The organism is Paenarthrobacter sp. NPDC089714 (genome assembly GCF_044748905.1).
Taxonomy (GTDB): domain Bacteria; phylum Actinomycetota; class Actinomycetes; order Actinomycetales; family Micrococcaceae; genus Arthrobacter.
Genome location: NZ_JBIVGX010000003.1, coordinates 88353 through 104477 on the forward strand (window position 1 = coordinate 88353; position 16125 = coordinate 104477).

A 16125-nucleotide genomic window follows, 5' to 3' on the forward strand; every position below is an offset into this window, starting at 1 on the left:
TGGAGGCGAGTAAACTCGGAGCCAGTTCGTCCTCGTCGTTGCTTCTCGTTTATGCGGCAGAATGCGGCCTAAAAGCGGCATTGATGCGGCGTTCTAGTTTGCGGGACACTGCGGAATTACCTGAAGAGCTTCGAACTCATAGCCTACGCAAGTTAGCGAAAGAACTTCGGCTTCCAGGTTCTATCGATGTTGCATTGCTTCGATGTGCGCCAAGGAATCAACGTGCAGGGTATGTCGAGGATCACGAGTTGCATCAAGCTTGGCGTTACGGACGTGATCTGAAGGAGGACCACGAAGTGCAAGCTAACACAGTGTTGGAGAGTCTTTTGAACTGGTGCGCAAAGGAAGAGGGGGCTGCGAAGTGAACATGAACGCCGACCTCACTCTCCCCGCTCGCATTTATACATGGGTCGATGTCGAGACCAGGATGCTTTGGCTTTTGGGTCGAGGTGCTTGGCCCGAGTGGCTCAAAGAGTGTGATGCATACTGGGACTCGGTCGAACTAACTGTGGCTGATGCGACTTCAACCTCCGATATTGTCATGTGGTTTACGGAAAATTTCGGACCGAATTCAATGTCTGACAGCGAAAACGAACTCGGACTTATCCTTGAGGCAGGTCCACGTTCGCTTGAAACAAGGATTCTTCCAATATCGCTCGTCTACGGTGATTCCCATGAAGTTCGCCGTGAGCCTCGCTGGCGGGAGCGCAGAGTCGTAGCCGACATGGCGCGACCAATGAGCCCGCCAGAAGTACATCTCGATACCTCGATCAACGTCATCGCCCTTCACTCGTACAAAGGAGGCGTAGGGAGAACGCTCCACGGAATAGCACTAGCTCTTTCTGTTGCAGAGAGTCAGAAGGTGTTGCTGGTGGATGGTGACTTGGAAGCTCCGGGTATCTCCTGGTTGTATGCGAACGAGGGGAAGCGAACGGACTTCGCCTACGAAGATTTCTTAGCATTGCTTCACGGATCTGCTGAAAGTTATCCAGACGATGCCGTCCGAATTGCCTCGTCTTATCTTCCAAATCAAACCTTGGGAAATATAGTGGTGATGCCGGCGCGTCGAGATCTGCATCGGATTACACCGCCTCGAATTGAACCGGTAGATCTCTTGACGCCTACGCGGAGCCCGTACTTCCTTACAGAGTCACTCGTCAGCCTCGCTCAAGCCGTTGGGGCGAGAACTGTCGTGATCGACCTTCGTGCCGGAATGAGTGAACTTTCGGCGTCCTTACTTCTCGATCCACGAATACAGCGCGTATTCGTGACGACTGTCAGTTCCCAATCTATAGAAGGAACGGTTGATACCATAAAGGTACTGGGCCAAAGAGCGCCCGGTGGAAGCGATGATCCAAGCCCACAGTTGGTGCTTACGCAATATCGAAGCCAGGGTCATGAAGAGCTCCTCACGAGTGCCGTGGCGAGGCTTCGAAACGCCCTTGGAGACGCTGCGACTTCAAAGAAACCTGAGGACTTCCAAGAAGAAAATTACGAAGTCGCATCGGCTGGAGACCTGAGTCCCATCCTCAGTGAATTCCAGGAGCCTCTTCTTGGCCTTCCTGCAGCTTGGAGTTCTGTCGTTGATCGGGTTCGTGAAGCAGGTCTGCCGAGGCTATTTTCGGAGCTCGCAAGCGATCTTCGCTTTGCTGCAGCTGAGGCTACATCATCGAAGATTTTTCCGACTTCACTAACTTCTAAGCGTCAAGCTCTGGCAGAATTTGCTAGCAAGCTTGCATTTGCCGAAAATGCAGAAGTCCAGCATCTCCTACCAACGAAATCCTTGCGCAGTCTATTGGAGTCACACCGGACTGAATCTCCAATATGCGTTGTTTCGGGGGCCAAAGGTGCAGGAAAGACTTTTACCCAGCTTCAGATGACATTTCGTCGTACTTGGAAGGCCTATGCAGAGGCTGTCCATGTCGAAGGTGTTGCTTTCGACTCTGGCTTGGTTCCTGTATTAGTGTCGAGCAGTTTAGGTAAGGATGCAGAGAAGATGGTCGACCTGATTCGCCACGAATCTTCGGCCGAGATTGGAGAGTTCGCCCCGACGCGACTTGAGCTCAAGGAGTTAATATCCGAAGGCGTTGATCAAGGACTGTCAGATAAGCAGTGGCGACTGCGTTGGCTGTGCTGCTTGGCCAAATCTATCGGATTGAATGCACATGACGACACCGTGGAAAGCGTATTGCGTGATTTCTCAAAATCTGGGCAAACTCGCATTTTCCTGATCGACGGCTTGGAAGACATCCTTCAAGAGATCGCAGTCAACGAGGAGCAGCAGAAGGCCCTGCGCGTCCTCCTAACTGACTGCTTGGATTGGCTTAGGAGTATGCCCGGAAGGCCGTTGGGTTTAATTGTGTTTGTTCGTCGCGACCTCATTCAGTCGGCCGTCAGGCAGAATTCTGCGCAACTCCTAGCGCTGTACCGTGATTACGACTTGGTCTGGGATCCGGACGAAGCTACCCGGCTAGCCCTTTGGGTTGCGTCGGGTGCCAATGCGCTGAATGAACTCAATGAGCAGCAGATTGTGGATGCTCAGGGGCCGGAGTTGGTGCAATATTTGCATGATGTCTGGGGTGAGAAGATGGGGACCACGAACTCTCGGCAGGCACGGTCCAGGGGGTGGTTCCTTGCGGCCCTATCCGATTTCAATCGTCAAATCCAGGCGCGTGACATTGTAACGTTTGTGGCGGAAGCCGCACGTGACTCGATCTCTGATGTGCGGTACGTTGATCGCCTGCTTGTGCCAAGTGCAATGCGGAGTGCTCTGCCGGTATGTAGTCTTCAGAAAATCCAAGCCATTGGCGAGGAAACTCCTCGAATTGGTAAGACTTTGACTGCCCTAAAAAATTTGCCTGCGTACAAGAAGCAACTGCCATTTGCTCAAGAAGACGTGCAATTATCTAAGGATGACGTAGAACTACTCTCCGCAAATGGCATTCTTTTCCGCGAAGATGATGTCTTCTGGATACCCGAGATATTCAGGCACGGCCTAGGATTCAAGGCTACTGGACGCCCCAGGGTTCTTGCCATCGCCGATTTGGTCCGCAAGCGAAATAACTTGAGCTAAGCAAGAAGCAGTAACATGTACTCGGCTGAATGCGAAATCGACAAATTCAGTCGCGCCGTGTATCTCAGACTTACGCTTCCTTAAAGTTGATCGATGATCCCAACGTCAATGCAGGGGAGGACAACCGTGCCGGCGAGATGTCGCACCACACCTTTACCAGGCGGGTCGCGTTCATCATGGGCAGCATGACAGCTGCCGCCGCTGCGATGACCCTGGTTGGCTGCACGCCGGAGGAGGTGCCCCGGAACGGAACTCCGATGCCAACCCCCAACGCGTCTACGGTGTCCGGCGCGAGTGCTACTGCCGTGCCGAACGCCAAGAGCCCGCTCTCCGTACCTGAAGGAGCAGCTGGACTGACCACTGAAACGGTGAAGTTCCCGGCCCAGGGGACGGACATCAGCGGCTACCTGGCCCGTCCAGAGGGTGGCAAGCCAGGCCCGGCAGTGCTGATCTGCCACGAGAACCGCGGGCTGACCCCGCACATCCAGGACGTTGCGCGCCGCTTCGCCAAGGAGGGTTACGCTGCCCTGGCCTTGGACTTGCTGAGCCGGGAGGGCGGTACGGCAACCATGGATCCGGACGCGGTTCCCGGGGCTTTGACGAACGCCGGCGCTCAGCGGCACGTGAACGACTTCAAAGCCGCGTTCGATTACCTCAACGGCCAGGACTTCGTGGATCAGGGGCGTATCGCCATGGTGGGCTTCTGCTTCGGCGGAGGCATTACGTGGCAGTCAAGTACCGAGATCCAAGGCCTGAAGGCGACCAGCGCGTTCTACGGACCCGCCCCGGACCTTGCGAAGGTCCCGGGCATCAAGCCTGCGGTGTACGGAGTGTACGCGGAGAAGGACGCCCGGATCACCGGCCCCATGCCGCAACTCAAGGAAGCGTTGGACAAGTCCACCGTCAAGCACCAGCTCAAGGTCTACCCGGGCGTGGACCATGCCTTCCATAACGACACCAGCGACCGCTATGTAGAGGCACAGGCCATCGCGGCCTGGAACGATACCTTGCAGTGGTTCAAGGACAACGTCTGATCCTAGCCACCAAGCCGTTCAGCCTCGCTGGCCAACTCCGCTTCCAACGTCTCGATGCTCGGCAGGCTGGAAACCAGGTCATCGGGCAGGGAATCGGCCAAGGAGGTCCGCCACTCGGCGATGCCGATGGGAGTGTTGAAGCCGCGCAGCGCGTACTCGGCCACCACGCTGTTTTTCTCCTTGCACAGCAGCAGGCCGATGGTGGGCTTGTCGTCCGGGTGCGCCATGAGGTCGTCCACGGCTGCCATGTACATGCCCAGCTGGCCGAGGAAACCGGGCTCGAACTTCACGGCTTTCAGCTCGATCACCATGTAGCAGCGCAGTTTCAGATGGTAGAAAAGCAGGTCGGCAAAGAATTCGTCCCCGCTGATCTCCAGCCGCACCTGCTCGCCCACGAACGCGAATCCCTGCCCCAGTTCCAGCAGGAACTTTTCCACGTGCTTCACCAATTGCAGCTCGAGGTCCCGTTCGGTGTGCCGTTCGGTCATGGAGAGGAAATCGAAGACGTAGGGATCCTTGGTGGCCTGCTGCGCGAGGTCCGAATCAGCCGGAACCATGGTTGAGGCGAAGTTGGTGATGGCCTGGCCGGAGCGCTCGTGCAGGCGTGTGGCGATCTGGTGCACCATCACGTTGCGTGACCAGCCATGGGCAGCAGCTGCCGCGGCGTACCAAAGCCGCGTGGCGCCGTCGTCGAGCTTTTCCAGGAGAGCGATCTGGTGGTACCACGGCAATGTTGCAAGCGGCGCTTGCAACATTGGGTAGTCCGGCCAGGCCTGGGCGAAGCTCTTCATGTAGCGGAGGTTCCTGGGGGAGAAGCCCTTGGCTTCCGGGAACCGGGTGCGGATGTCCGCCGACAAGCGCGTGACCACCTTGGCGCCCCACCCTTGTTCGGATTCGCGCTCGGCAAGGTGCTTCCCGATGCTCCAGTAGGAAGCCAGCAACTCACCGTTGGCCGCAGCCTGGGCCCGCGTCCGCCCGGCGCGGACCTCCTTGGCAACGGTGTTCAACAGCGCTGGGTACCAGTCGGGCATGGTGGAAGCAGCAGGCACCCCCGGGAAGGAGGCGGCATCGGTAACGAGGTCTTGCGACGGCATGGTGTCTCCTGTCGATGGGCTGGCGGGAACCACGCTAGGAGGAGGCACTGACAGAATAGGGGCGTGAGCGATGCCGGCGAATTCGTGGACTACACCCTGCAACGGGAGTCCTCGTGGGAGAAGGCCTACGAAAACCGTGAGCGCGCCGGGGACGGCGTGGAAGTGTACGGTGCCTCGGTGGGGGCGGTCCGCGGGACGGTCCGGGACGCGCTCAAGCGCTACAAGGACCTGGGCCATGACGACATCACGGCCCTCAGCTCAGAGTTGTGGTCCACGCCCGTCTTCGAACGGAGGCTGGCGGCGGTGGTCCTCCTGCAAACCAAGGTGGGCGTACTGGTCAACACTGACCTCACCCGTATTGAAGGCTTCCTCAGGCAGGCCGGAACCGGGAATCTGGCCGATCCCCTCGCCCTTGATGTGGTCCGTCCTCTGGTTGAGCGGCTCCAGGGCCAAGCCAAGGAGAGGGCCGGGAAGGTATTGGAGCGGTGGGCGCAGGACCCGGATCCGGCGCTGCGCCGGGCGTCGGCGCTTGCCTCAGGCCGGCAGCCGCCCCTTGATTAGCCCCCAGGACCGGCCTAGCGTTTTCCCCAACACATGCCAGATGTCAATTTTCATGGATTGAGAGGCAGGTTGTTTGATGAAATCGCTGTGGCTGGACCGCGAAGCCGGCATGACCTCCGATCCGCTCCCCGACGGGAAACACTTTGACACGATAGTTGCCGGTGCAGGATTGACGGGCCTGGTGGCTGCGCTGTTGCTTTCCCGTTCCGGGCAGCGGGTGGCGGTCTTCGAAGCCCGGACGGTGGGTGCCGTGACCACGGGAAACACCACCGGCAAACTGAGCCTCCTGCAAGGGGGAGTCCTGTCCAGCCTGCGTGCCCAGTACTCGCTGAAGATGGTGCAGGCGTACGTCGAAGCCAACAAGAGCGGACAAGCTTGGCTGACCCAGTACATGGACCAGCAGGGTATTGCACACCAACGGCGCACCGCCGTTACTTTCGCAACCAGCGACGACGGCGGCCAGCGGCTTCGGAAGGAAGCTGCGGTATCGCGAGACGCGGGTTTGGATGTCCACTTCAGCAGGGATGCGGGCCTGCCGTTCCATGTGGTGGAAGCCCTGGAACTGGAGAACCAGGTCCAGGTCAACCCGATGGACGTGCTGGAGGTCCTGGTCCGTGACATCCGGGATCATGGCGGCCTGGTGGTCGAGGGTGTCCAGGTGCAGAACGTCGGTTCCGGCCAGCCCCTGGAGGTCACCACGCGGAAGGGCTCCTTCACGGCTGACACCGTCGTGCTGGCCACAGGAACCCCCATACTGGACCGCGGCCTCTACTTCGCCAAGCTTGAGCCGAACCGGTCCTATGCGGCTGCCCTGAGGTTTCCCGCTGACAGCAAAATTCCCGGCGGAATGTACTTGTCCATTGACCCGCCCACGCGCTCGCAGCGGACCTTTCCCACGGACCAGGGCGAGTTGCTCCTGGTGGGTGGCTATGGCCACCCGGGAGGCCGGGCAAAGTCCCCCAAGTCCCACGTGGAGGCCTTGCTGGCGTGGGCGCATCAGCACTATCCCGGCGGTGAAGTCACGCACACGTGGTCTGCCCAGGACTACCGGGCTACCAACCTGATGCCGTTCTTCGGCAAGCTGCCCCGGGGGCACGGCCGGATCCTGTTCGCCACGGGCTACAACAAGTGGGGCATGAGCAATGGTGTGGCCGCGGCGCTGTCCGTTACCGCAGACATCCTGGGCGGTCATTCGGACTGGGCAACCACCATCCACCACAGGGTCACCCATCCGCAGGGCGCCGCGGAGGCCATCCGCCTGAACGCCTCAACGGCAAAGCGGATGATCGATGACCGGGCGCGGGTGAAAAGGAACCCTGAAATCACCGGGGAGACCAGGCCGCCGGAGGGCAAGGGAGTGGTGGGGCTGTACAAGGGCGAACCCGCGGCAGTATCCACGGTGGATGGCAACGTGTGCATGGTGTCTGCCAGTTGCGCCCACTTGGGTGGGCTGTTGACCTGGAACGATGCCGAGAAATCGTGGGATTGCCCGCTGCACGGCTCCCGGTTCACTCCCGAGGGAAAGTACTTGGAAGGACCCGCCACGCACAATCTGCAAAAACCTCCGGCCAAAGAGAAGGACTAACCCAGCCGTTCAAGCCGGCGCTTTGCCTGATCGGCTGCGCGCCGCTTTTGCGTTGCGGTTCGGACTGCCTGTTTGTTGGTTGATTCCGCGGCTTCGGCATCCCTGGTGATGCCGATCAGTTCGGCTTCAAGCGATGCCAGGCGCTTCTTGGCATCCTCAAGGTTTGACCGAACTTCCTTGCGTCGGCGCTCCAGCGCCTTGACTGCCTCCCAGGTCCCGTTGGCCGTTTCTTCGGCTCCGCGCGCTTCTTTGTCGGCGGTTTCGTAGTCGGCTGTTGCTTCGGTGAGGGCGGCTTGCCGTTTGGCGGCACGGCGCTCGGCCAGCGACGTCGCGGCCTCCTCGGGGGCCTTGGCCTTCGCCTTCTCCGGGGTTTGCCGCGCGGACTTCCTTGCGGGCTGCGGACGCGGGTCCGGTTCGGGTTGGCGGGGAACCGTATCTTCGGGACTGCCCGCGGCGATCGCGCCGCTGAGGTCCACCGCTTCGAAACCGCTGCTGCTGAGCCCGCGAACCAGCCGTCCAGTAACAACGGCCGCGGCAGCCCCGGCGTCGGACATCGCCGCGCGGATGGTCTGCTCGACGTCGGCAGCGGCCGCCGCGCTCAGCCCGGCTCCCAACTCACCGGCCAGGTCCTTCGCGGCTTTCACCGCCGTGGCCAGTTCGGCCTGGCGCCGCTGTCCCAGTTCACGGAAAGCTTCGGCGTCGCCCTCCTCCTGCGCATGGCGCAGCGCAACACCAAAGCGTACGACGCCGTCAATCACCTCGGGCTTGTTGACCGCCAGTATGTTGATGGCCCAGGCACCGGCGGCCGGCTTTGGCAAGGCAGTGATCTCTTTGGCCAGGTCCTTGTTCCCTGAGTCCTTGGCTTCCCGGGCCAAGGCCGTTCGCCTGGCGGTGAAGTCGCGCGGCAGCACGGCATACAACTCCTGGGCGGCATCGCTGAGGTCCATGCCCTTATCCTAGGGTCCTTGTCCTGGGTAGCCGGCTGGATACCAGCTACGCGGCGTCGGGTCGGCGGCCCACCTCGGCTTAGGGTAGCCTAAGTCACGTGGACCAGATCATGAGCTTGCCCTTCGGCGTCGCGCTCGCGGCGCTCTTCGCCATTGTCATGATCCGTGTCAATGCCACCTACTGGCTGGGCCGGGGAGCCGTGGCAGGGTTTGCCCACACCCGCTTCGGGGCCTCGTTGGAAAACCCCAAAGCAGCCCGTGCCCAGGCGCTGATCCGGCGCTGGGGACCCTACGCCGTCGTGGTTTCCTTCCTCACCATCGGCCTCCAAACGGCCGTGAACCTCGCAGCAGGTGCCGCGCGGATGCCGCTTCGGCGATACGTGCCGGCGGCCATTGTTGGTTCGGTGCTGTGGGCGGTGCTCTACGCGACCATCGGGCTGGCCGCCTTGGAAGCGTGGTTGGCGGTAGCCGCTGCGTCGCCGGTGGGAGCGGCAGTGGCCATCGCCGTCGTCGCAATCCTCGTGGTAGTCATCGTCATGGCCCGGCGGCGTCGGGCAGCGGCCAAATCTGCGGATACAGTGGTCTGAGTTCTACTGCTGCATCGGCGAAAGGTTCGGCTTGACTACTGCATTACCGGAACTGGCGGAAGGCGATTTCTACTACGAATCGTTGGGTGATGGCCGGTACCGCTCAACCATCCATGCCCAGGGCGCCTGGAACCCCCACGAGCAGCACATGGCCCCGGCCTCGGGCATCATCGCCGACGCCCTGGTCCGCCACGAACCACGAAGCGATGTCCGGATGGCGCGGATCAGCTACGAAATCCTTGGCCTGATCCCCGGCGGTGAGTTTCAGGTAACCACCTCCACCCTGCGGCCGGGCCGCACCATCGAACTGATCCAGGCCGAACTGGTGGCCGCGGGCCGCCCGGCCATCCGTGCAACGGCCTGGCGCATGGTGACCAGTGATACCAGTGCCGTCGCGGCTGTCGAGGATGAGGGCATGCCCTCCCCGGACGAATGCAAGCCGTGGGACGGTGCCAGTGTTTGGCCAGGCGGGTATATCCGCTCCTTGGAGATGCGCATGGCCGAGGGGCACCGGCCGGGCTCGGGAAGGGTCTGGATCCGCACCATGCATCCGTTGACTGACCAGGAAGACAGCAGCGACCTGGCACGCCTGATGGGTCTGGTGGATACGGCCAACGGTATCGCAGCCAGGGTGCCGCCAGGGGAGAACAGCTACATCTTTCCCAACGTCGACCTGCAGGTCCATATGTACAGGGAACCGGCCGGCGAGTGGCTTGGACTGGACAACAAAGTGTCCTTCGGCGCCGACGGCATCGGCCTGACCTCCACCGTGCTCCATGACCTGGACGGGCCGTTCGGCAGGGCCGAACAGATCCTGACCCTGAGGAAGAGCTGATGGCCGCCCTCACTGTCTACCGGCAACCCCAAACCTTGGGCGCGGCCAAGGACCTGGACTTTGCGCTGGAATTGCTGCAACGCGCACGAAGGGGTGAACTCACACCTTCCTTGCGTCTTTACCGCCCGGAGCCCACGGTGGCCTTTGGGCAACGGGACGCGAATCTTCCCGGTTTCAAGGCTGCGGAGGAAGCGTGCCGGAACCTGGGTTTTGAGCCGCTGGTCCGCAAGGCCGGCGGACGCGCCGCCGCCTACCACCAAGGAACACTCGTGGTGGACCATGTTGAGCCGCACCCTGATGCGATCGTCAAAGCCAAAGCCCGTTTCTCGGAATTCGGCGAGTTGTTGGCCGGTGCGCTGCGCAGCGTGGGCGTCCATGCCGCCGTCGGCGAAATCCCCGGCGAGTACTGCCCGGGCGAGTTCAGCGTGCACGGCGAAGATCCGGTATTCCCGGCGCACCGCATCAAGCTGATTGGCACGGCGCAGCGCGTCGTCTCCGGGGGATGGTTGTTCAGTTCGGTCATTGTGGTGGAGAATTCCGCCCCCATCCGTGAAGTCCTCACGGCTAGCTACGAGGCCCTGGGCCTGGAATGGGATCCGGCCACGGCCGGGGCCGCCAATGACCTCCTTCCGCACCTCGATGTAGCCACCGTGGAGGATGCGGTGGTGCAGGCGTACGGCACCTATGCTGACGTCGTCGAAGGGGACTTCGGGGCACTTATCGCCTGAAACGGGCTCCGGGCACGATATGCCGCCTGGAACCGGCCGCCGCCCGGCATTCGGGCAGGCGGCCGGTCCCGGAGGGTGATCCCCAGGGATAATGACGGGTCAGTGCCCGCGCGCGATCCACTCGTCCAGGTGCGGTGATTCCGCGCCGATGCTGGTGGACTCTCCGTGGCCGGTCAGGACCACAGTGTCTTCCGGGAGCGTCAAAAGGCGTGTCCGGATGGATTCGATGATGGTGGGGAAATCGCTGTAGGACCGGCCGGTAGCTCCCGGGCCGCCTTGGAACAGGGTGTCTCCGCTGAACACGGTGGCGACGCCCGTTTGGTCCGCCGCTTCGGGGGAGCCGGCAGGCAGCAGGAAGGACACCGATCCGGGGGAGTGGCCGGGGGTGTGGAGCGCCTTCAGCGTGGCACCACCCACGGTGAACTCGTCGCCATCCTCGATTCCCTGGTCCGGGTCCGCGTCCGGGAACACTGCGTGCCACAGCATCCAGTCTTCCTTGTGCAGGTGGACGGGGGCCTTGACGAGGTCGCGGAATTCGCCCGCGTACCGGATGTGATCGTCGTGCCCGTGGGTCAGGAGGATCGCCGTGACGGTCCGGCCGCTGACGGCGTCGGCGATCGCCTGGGGGTCATGGGCAGGGTCGATGACGATGCACTCGGTGTCATCGCCGATGATCCAGACGTTGTTGTCCACGTCCCAGGTTCCGCCGTCCAGGGAGAAAGTCCCTGAGGTGACGACGCGGTCAATGCGTGCGTTGTTGGACTGGCTCACAGTTCCACCACCGATCGGAGGACGGCACCTTGGTGCATTTTGTCGAAGGCTTCTTCCACCTGGTTGATGGTGATGCGTTCAGTGACGAAGGCATCGAGGTCCAGCTTGCCCTGCTTGTAGAGGTCCACGAGCATGGGGAAGTCCCTGGAGGGCAAGCAGTCGCCGTACCACGAGGACTTGAGGGATCCGCCGCGCCCGAAGACGTCCAGCAGCGGAAGATCGAGCGTCATCTCAGGGGTGGGGACGCCAACCAGGACAACCGTTCCGGCAAGGTCGCGCGCGTAGAAGGCTTGCTTGTAGGTTTCCGGGCGTCCGACGGCGTCAATCACCACGTCAGCGCCGAAGCCGCCGGTCAGGGCACGGATCTCTTCGACAGGATCGCCGGCGGAGGAGTCCACCGTGTGCGTTGCACCCAGTTCCTTGGCCCGTTCGAGCTTCTTGGCGTCAATGTCGACGGCAATGATGGTGGTGGCTCCGGCCAAAGCGGCACCGGCGATGGCGGCCACGCCCACTCCGCCGCAGCCAATGACGGCCACCGAGTCGCCACGCTTAACGCCGCCCGTGTTCAGTGCGGCACCCAAACCTGCCATGACGCCGCAGCCCAGCAGCCCTACGGCGGCGGGATCGGCTTCGGGATCCACCTTGGTGCACTGTCCGGCGGCCACGAGCGTCTTCTCGATGAATGCGCCGATGCCCAAGGCGGGGGACAGTTCCGTGCCGTCTTCGAGGGTCATCTTCTGGGTGGCGTTATGGGTGTTGAAGCAGTACTGCGCCTGGCCGCGGTTGCATGCGCGGCAGTTCCCGCATACTGCACGCCAGTTCAGGACCACGCGGTCGCCCGGAGCGATGTCCGTGACGTCGGGTCCCACGGCGTTAACCACACCGGTGGCCTCGTGGCCAAGGAGGAACGGGAAATCGTCGCTGATTCCGCCGAGTTTGTAGTGGAGGTCTGTGTGGCAGACGCCGCTGGTGAGGATGTCCACCAGGGCTTCGCCGGGGCCTGGTTCGGGGACCAGGACGGTTTCGAGTGTTGCGGGGGCGCCTTTGGAGCGTACGACGACGCCCTTGACTGCATGGACCATGGAGGTGTTCCCTTCGGGCTCGCTGACAGCGGGTTCCGTTGCAGGCACCAGGCCTGCAACGGATTCCCACTCTGTCTATCACACGAGGCAGACGGTCCGCGGGGATGAAGGGAGTACCTCCGGGCGGAGCTGTTGGGCTTGCCTAGGCCGCCAGCCGGCTCTCCACCTCGGAGGCCGAGGGGTTGGTGGCCGCGGTGCCGTCCGGGAACAGGACGGTGGGCACCGTGCGGTTGCCGCCGTTGAGCTTCTCGACGAGCTCGGCTGTGCCTTCGACTTCCTCGATGTTGATCTCCTGGTACCCGATGCCCTTGGCGTCGAGCTGCTTCTTCAAGCGGTTGCAGTAGCCGCACCAGGTGGTCGAGAACATGGTGATGGTGCCGGAGTCGGGGGTGAAATCCACAGAGCTCTCCTGAGTATGGGGTCTTTCGACGGGTTGCTTTCGTTGCTATCAACGGTAACGCGGGGACCAAAAATTCCCGTCCGGCAGCGAAGCAGGATTACGTCACATACCCCTTGCTGGTGGGTTGGCCGGGGACAGGGCAGACTGTTCGCATGTGTGGACGTTATGTGATGGCCCGTGCGGTGGGAGACCTCCTGGCGCAGTTCGACGCCGAACTTGAGGAGGAGATTGCGCTGGAGAAGTCGTGGAACGTAGCCCCGACCGACGCCGTGCCGATCGTCCTGGAGCGGCTCGTTGACGAGGCTCCAAGGCGGCAGCTCCATATCGCAAAATGGGGTTTGGTCCCGTCGTGGGCCAAAGACTCCAAGGGTGGTGCCCGGCTGATCAATGCCCGCAGCGAGACCCTGCTCGAGAAGCCGTCCTTCAGGAAAGCCGCGGTTGCCAGGCGTTGTGCTGTCCCTGCGGATGGCTACTACGAGTGGAAGAAGGGCGAAGGAAAGAACAAGCAGCCCTATTACGTCCACCCGGGTGGCGGTCACGGCTTGGTGTTCGCGGGACTGTATGAGTGGTGGAAGGATCAGAGCCTGCCGGATGACGATCCCGCGCGGTGGCTGTTGTCGATGTCCATCCTCACCGCCGACACACCGACGGCCGAATCTGCCCGGACCAGGCGCAGTGCGTCCGTGTTCGATGAACTGACGGCGCTGCATGACCGTGTTCCACTGCCCATGGACCCCGAAACCATGGAGGCCTGGCTGAATCCGCGCGAGAAGGACGCAGAGGGGCTGGTGGACATGGTCCGGTCCAGGGCGCACGATGCCGCGGCTGATTGGACCCTTGATGCCGTTGGCGCGGCCGTGGGCAACGTCCGCAACAACTCACCGGAACTGATTGAACCGGTGGAAGGCCTTTTCTAGCTAGAGGGATTCGCTGACGGGCACACCGGATTGGAACTCTCTGCCATCGGCTTCGCTGAAGGCAGTCATGAGGTGACCTTTGGCCAGGCCGTGGATGGCGGAAACGGGAAAGTTGCCGGTGATGACGTTGCCGTCGTGTTCGACGCCCTTGATGTCGTAGTTTTCCTCGGTGCTCAACGAATGGTTGAACGAATAGAAGGATATGGCTTCGCCGTTCATGAATTCGATGCCGAGCCTGCGCTGGGATGAGTAGTCTTCGCTGGCAGCTACCAGGCCAACCACATAGGCGCCGGACCCGGGGATGTTGCCGTCGATTTCGAAACGCGCCACGAGGTTGTCGTCCGTGGCCGTGATGCTGACCTGCTTCAGGAGTGCGTCATGGGTGCTCATGCCACAATCCTGCTCTGTGGACCCGCCCGCGTCCACCCCCGGGAATCATCCTTCGAGGAGTTGGCGGACGTTTGCTGCGACCGTCGAGTGTGCGATGTCCTGCCCCTGGCGCGCGGTCAACAGGTGCAGGGCAAGCCCGTCGCTGTAATCGGCAACGGCCTCGGCCCGCACCCGTGAATCGGGGACGCCGAGTGCCTCCAGGATCTGCGCCAGTCCGGTCAACATGCGCTCGTGCCCCGCGGAAACCGATTCCGGCCGGTCCAAGGCAAAGGCGAACCTTGCCCGGGTGAGGTCGGCATGTTCCCGTGCCAGGGCCAGCACTGCGCCGGTGAGTTGCTCAGCGAGCTCCGAGACCGACGTCGGAAATTGTCCTCTTGCTTGCTGCCGCAGCAGGCGGGAGTCCAACTCTTCAACACGGTCCAAGGCGGCAGTTACCAAGGCCTCCCGATTGCGGAAATAGTTGGAGGTGGTACCGACGGCGGCGCCCGCTTCCGCGTCCACGGCGCGGTGCGTGAGGCCCTTGAGGCCTTTCGCTGCCACGACTGCGAGGGCAGCGTCGGCAAGTTCGGTTCGGCGGTCCGGCATGGGGAAAGCTTAGCCTCAACCACTGTTGCCACTACAAATGTAGTTGTACTGTGGAGGAATGGAAAAAGTCGACATCATTGGTGGCGGAATCGCGGGGCTCGCTCTCGCAGCAGTCCTGGACCCGGCCAGGTTCGATGTCACCATCCATGAGCAGCGGCCCGAACTCCCCACCGTAGGGACAACCTTGGCCATGTGGCCGGGCGCCCGCAAGGCCTTGGCTGAACTCGGACTCCTTGAAGCCATCAAAGCCGCGGGCGCAGTCCTTGAGTCCGGAGCGCTCAGGGAACCCTCCGGCCACCCCATGCTCGCCATGGAAGGTGGAGGACTGGTGGGTGTCACCAGGCCCACGTTGCTGCGGTTGCTGGACTCAGCCGTCCCATCATCAGTCCGCCGCGAACGGCATCGGGTGGCGGACCTCCCGCCAGCAGCGGGGCTGGTGGTAGGAGCGGACGGGGTCCACAGCGTGGTGCGAAGGGCCGCGTGGGGCGCGAAGAGTTCTGCCAGGCCGACGCCATTCATTGCAGTCCGGGGGGTGGTGCCCGGGCGTCCGTCCACCCAAGACGTAGGGGAGTACTGGGGCCGGGGGGACATCTTCGGCGTCGCACCGGCGGAAGGGGGCACTAATTGGTATGCCTCCTTCCGCTCCGACCTTGGCCCTGAACGCGTGGATGTTGCAGAAGCCTTGGAAGTCACGCGGCAGCATTATTCCAGCCACTCAACGGCGGTGCAGGGCGTTCTTGCCCTGGCGACGCCGGACATAAGCCTCGCCCAGCGGATTTGGACCGCACCGCCACTGTCCGGTTATGCCAGGGGCAATGTGGTGCTGCTGGGCGACGCTGCCCACGCCATGACGCCCAACCTGGGCCGGGGAGCCTGCGAAACACTGGTTGATGCCGTCACCCTGGGAAGCCTGCTCAACGTGCTGCCCCGCGAAGAAGCGCTCCGTGAATACAACAAAGCACGTGTCCTCAAAACCCAGCGGCTCCGTCTCGCTTCCTCGCTGATGGGCAGGGTAGCCCTTGCGCAAACCATGCAACCAGTGCGGGACGGCTTGCTCAAGCAAGTGGGCAAGCTCGTCTCCAGCAGGCGGGGCAGGGCAAAAACTCCAGAGTAGGATTTGTGGCTCCGTCGCCGTAAACTGGAACTATTCGAACATATCTTCGAATACAAAAGTGGTACGAGGAGCGTGGAAATGGGGCTGTTCAGCGAGTCAGTCACTGTCACCTGTGCAGAAACCGGACAACCCCAGCGCATTCAATGGCAAAGCCGGGACTACTGCGTATGCGCCGAACCTGTCCGGTGGTTCGAACGGCGCCAATGGTGGATTGAAGAAAGCCGCGCGCCGCTGGGTACTGGAGCGGGACTGGTTGATCACGAAATCTGGCGCGTCCAGCTCCAGGAAGACACCGCAGGGCCAACAGCAAAAACCATCACCCTGGACCTCGTCCGGCATCTGGGAAGCGGCCGATGGAGGCTGCTTCGCATCCACGATGCCGCACCAAGCCAGGCCGTGGAACCAGACGAAGCCGCCTGAAC

The 16125-nt window shown here is 62.1% G+C and carries 17 protein-coding genes; 10 read left to right on the forward strand and 7 right to left on the reverse strand.

What is annotated here, in order from left to right; all coding sequences use genetic code 11:
- The first annotated feature begins 367 nt into the window (after positions 1-367).
- Both ACIPY3_RS07085 and ACIPY3_RS07090 read left to right on the forward strand, forming a co-directional pair.
- Entirely contained in the window at positions 368-3073 is a 2706-nt protein-coding gene (locus ACIPY3_RS07085; protein WP_400332605.1) for a KGGVGR-motif variant AAA ATPase, read from the forward strand.
- Positions 3074-3159: 86 nt separating this feature from the next.
- Positions 3160-4107: a dienelactone hydrolase family protein gene (locus tag ACIPY3_RS07090; protein ID WP_400331852.1), complete on the forward strand. Its 948-nt coding sequence runs from the start codon at positions 3160-3162 to the stop codon at positions 4105-4107.
- 2 nt (positions 4108-4109) lie between these two features.
- Here ACIPY3_RS07090 and ACIPY3_RS07095 read toward each other — a convergent pair whose 3' ends face one another.
- Positions 4110-5201, reverse strand: coding sequence for a YhcG family protein (locus tag ACIPY3_RS07095; protein ID WP_400331855.1), 1092 nt, complete (start codon positions 5199-5201; stop codon positions 4110-4112).
- Between the two features lie 63 nt (positions 5202-5264).
- Here ACIPY3_RS07095 and ACIPY3_RS07100 point away from each other — a divergent pair, with 63 nt between their 5' ends.
- Positions 5265-5762, forward strand: a complete 498-nt coding sequence (locus ACIPY3_RS07100; RefSeq protein ID WP_400331858.1) for a DNA alkylation repair protein — start codon at positions 5265-5267, stop codon at positions 5760-5762.
- A 76-nt stretch (positions 5763-5838) separates the two neighbouring features.
- Complete coding sequence (locus tag ACIPY3_RS07105) at positions 5839-7347, forward strand: FAD-dependent oxidoreductase (protein ID WP_400331861.1); 1509 nt, start codon at positions 5839-5841, stop codon at positions 7345-7347.
- Here the strand turns inward: ACIPY3_RS07105 and ACIPY3_RS07110 are convergent.
- Complete coding sequence (locus tag ACIPY3_RS07110; RefSeq protein ID WP_400331864.1) at positions 7344-8294, reverse strand: hypothetical protein; 951 nt, start codon at positions 8292-8294, stop codon at positions 7344-7346. The two genes, ACIPY3_RS07105 and ACIPY3_RS07110, sit on opposite strands and share 4 nt — an antisense overlap.
- Before the next feature lie 98 nt (positions 8295-8392).
- Between ACIPY3_RS07110 and ACIPY3_RS07115 the strand changes: the two genes are divergently transcribed.
- From ACIPY3_RS07115 to ACIPY3_RS07125, 3 genes are read left to right on the forward strand one after another with little or no spacing between them, the layout of a single operon-like run.
- Complete coding sequence (locus ACIPY3_RS07115; RefSeq protein WP_400331867.1) at positions 8393-8881, forward strand: DedA family protein; 489 nt, start codon at positions 8393-8395, stop codon at positions 8879-8881.
- Between the two features lie 31 nt (positions 8882-8912).
- Positions 8913-9716, forward strand: coding sequence for a thioesterase family protein (locus ACIPY3_RS07120; RefSeq protein WP_400331870.1), 804 nt, complete (start codon positions 8913-8915; stop codon positions 9714-9716).
- A complete protein-coding gene (locus ACIPY3_RS07125) occupies positions 9716-10444 on the forward strand; it encodes a biotin/lipoate A/B protein ligase family protein (protein WP_400331873.1) in 729 nt (242 codons plus the stop codon). Before ACIPY3_RS07120 ends, ACIPY3_RS07125 begins: the two co-directional genes overlap by 1 nt.
- 99 nt (positions 10445-10543) lie before the next feature.
- Here the strand turns inward: ACIPY3_RS07125 and ACIPY3_RS07130 are convergent, their stop codons facing one another.
- The 3 genes from ACIPY3_RS07130 to ACIPY3_RS07140 form a co-directional block, all read right to left on the reverse strand.
- Positions 10544-11215: an MBL fold metallo-hydrolase gene (locus ACIPY3_RS07130; RefSeq protein WP_400331876.1), complete on the reverse strand. Its 672-nt coding sequence runs from the start codon at positions 11213-11215 to the stop codon at positions 10544-10546.
- On the reverse strand, positions 11212-12297 hold the full coding sequence (locus tag ACIPY3_RS07135; protein WP_400331879.1) for an S-(hydroxymethyl)mycothiol dehydrogenase: 1086 nt from the start codon (positions 12295-12297) through the stop codon (positions 11212-11214). Before ACIPY3_RS07135 ends, ACIPY3_RS07130 begins: the two co-directional genes overlap by 4 nt.
- Positions 12298-12439: 142 nt before the next feature.
- Positions 12440-12697 (reverse strand): mycoredoxin, encoded by a 258-nt coding sequence (locus ACIPY3_RS07140; RefSeq protein ID WP_397321604.1) that lies wholly within the window; start codon positions 12695-12697, stop codon positions 12440-12442.
- Positions 12698-12867: 170 nt separating this feature from the next.
- Here ACIPY3_RS07140 and ACIPY3_RS07145 point away from each other — a divergent pair, with 170 nt between their 5' ends.
- Positions 12868-13614 carry an SOS response-associated peptidase gene (locus ACIPY3_RS07145; RefSeq protein ID WP_400332608.1) on the forward strand — a complete coding sequence of 249 codons (747 nt, stop codon included), beginning with the start codon at positions 12868-12870 and terminating at the stop codon, positions 13612-13614.
- Here ACIPY3_RS07145 and ACIPY3_RS07150 read toward each other — a convergent pair whose 3' ends face one another.
- Positions 13615-14004: a hypothetical protein gene (locus ACIPY3_RS07150; protein WP_400331882.1), complete on the reverse strand. Its 390-nt coding sequence runs from the start codon at positions 14002-14004 to the stop codon at positions 13615-13617.
- A 45-nt stretch (positions 14005-14049) separates the two neighbouring features.
- Positions 14050-14589 carry a TetR/AcrR family transcriptional regulator gene (locus ACIPY3_RS07155; RefSeq protein WP_400331885.1) on the reverse strand — a complete coding sequence of 180 codons (540 nt, stop codon included), beginning with the start codon at positions 14587-14589 and terminating at the stop codon, positions 14050-14052.
- Positions 14590-14647: 58 nt separating this feature from the next.
- Here ACIPY3_RS07155 and ACIPY3_RS07160 point away from each other — a divergent pair, with 58 nt between their 5' ends.
- Together ACIPY3_RS07160 and ACIPY3_RS07165 are read left to right on the forward strand one after the other, a co-directional pair.
- On the forward strand, positions 14648-15703 hold the full coding sequence (locus tag ACIPY3_RS07160) for an FAD-dependent monooxygenase (RefSeq protein ID WP_400331888.1): 1056 nt from the start codon (positions 14648-14650) through the stop codon (positions 15701-15703).
- A 78-nt stretch (positions 15704-15781) separates the two neighbouring features.
- Complete coding sequence (locus tag ACIPY3_RS07165; protein WP_400331891.1) at positions 15782-16123, forward strand: DUF6504 family protein; 342 nt, start codon at positions 15782-15784, stop codon at positions 16121-16123.
- Positions 16124-16125: the final 2 nt, after the last annotated feature.

Bases quoted from the DNA above. Each gene is read 5' to 3' on its own strand.
- ACIPY3_RS07125 (WP_400331873.1), top strand. From the start codon at position 9,716: ATGGCCGCCCTCACTGTCTACCGGCAACCCCAAACCTTGGGCGCGGCC.
- ACIPY3_RS07160 (WP_400331888.1), top strand. From the start codon at position 14,648: ATGGAAAAAGTCGACATCATTGGTGGCGGAATCGCGGGGCTCGCTCTC.
- ACIPY3_RS07095 (WP_400331855.1), bottom strand. From the start codon at position 5,201: ATGCCGTCGCAAGACCTCGTTACCGATGCCGCCTCCTTCCCGGGGGTG.
- ACIPY3_RS07105 (WP_400331861.1), top strand. From the start codon at position 5,839: ATGAAATCGCTGTGGCTGGACCGCGAAGCCGGCATGACCTCCGATCCG.
- ACIPY3_RS07165 (WP_400331891.1), top strand. From the start codon at position 15,782: ATGGGGCTGTTCAGCGAGTCAGTCACTGTCACCTGTGCAGAAACCGGA.
- ACIPY3_RS07135 (WP_400331879.1), bottom strand. From the start codon at position 12,297: ATGGTCCATGCAGTCAAGGGCGTCGTCGTACGCTCCAAAGGCGCCCCC.
- ACIPY3_RS07110 (WP_400331864.1), bottom strand. From the start codon at position 8,294: ATGGACCTCAGCGATGCCGCCCAGGAGTTGTATGCCGTGCTGCCGCGC.
- ACIPY3_RS07145 (WP_400332608.1), top strand. From the start codon at position 12,868: ATGGCCCGTGCGGTGGGAGACCTCCTGGCGCAGTTCGACGCCGAACTT.
- ACIPY3_RS07085 (WP_400332605.1), top strand. From the start codon at position 368: ATGAACGCCGACCTCACTCTCCCCGCTCGCATTTATACATGGGTCGAT.
- ACIPY3_RS07150 (WP_400331882.1), bottom strand. From the start codon at position 14,004: ATGAGCACCCATGACGCACTCCTGAAGCAGGTCAGCATCACGGCCACG.
- ACIPY3_RS07155 (WP_400331885.1), bottom strand. From the start codon at position 14,589: ATGCCGGACCGCCGAACCGAACTTGCCGACGCTGCCCTCGCAGTCGTG.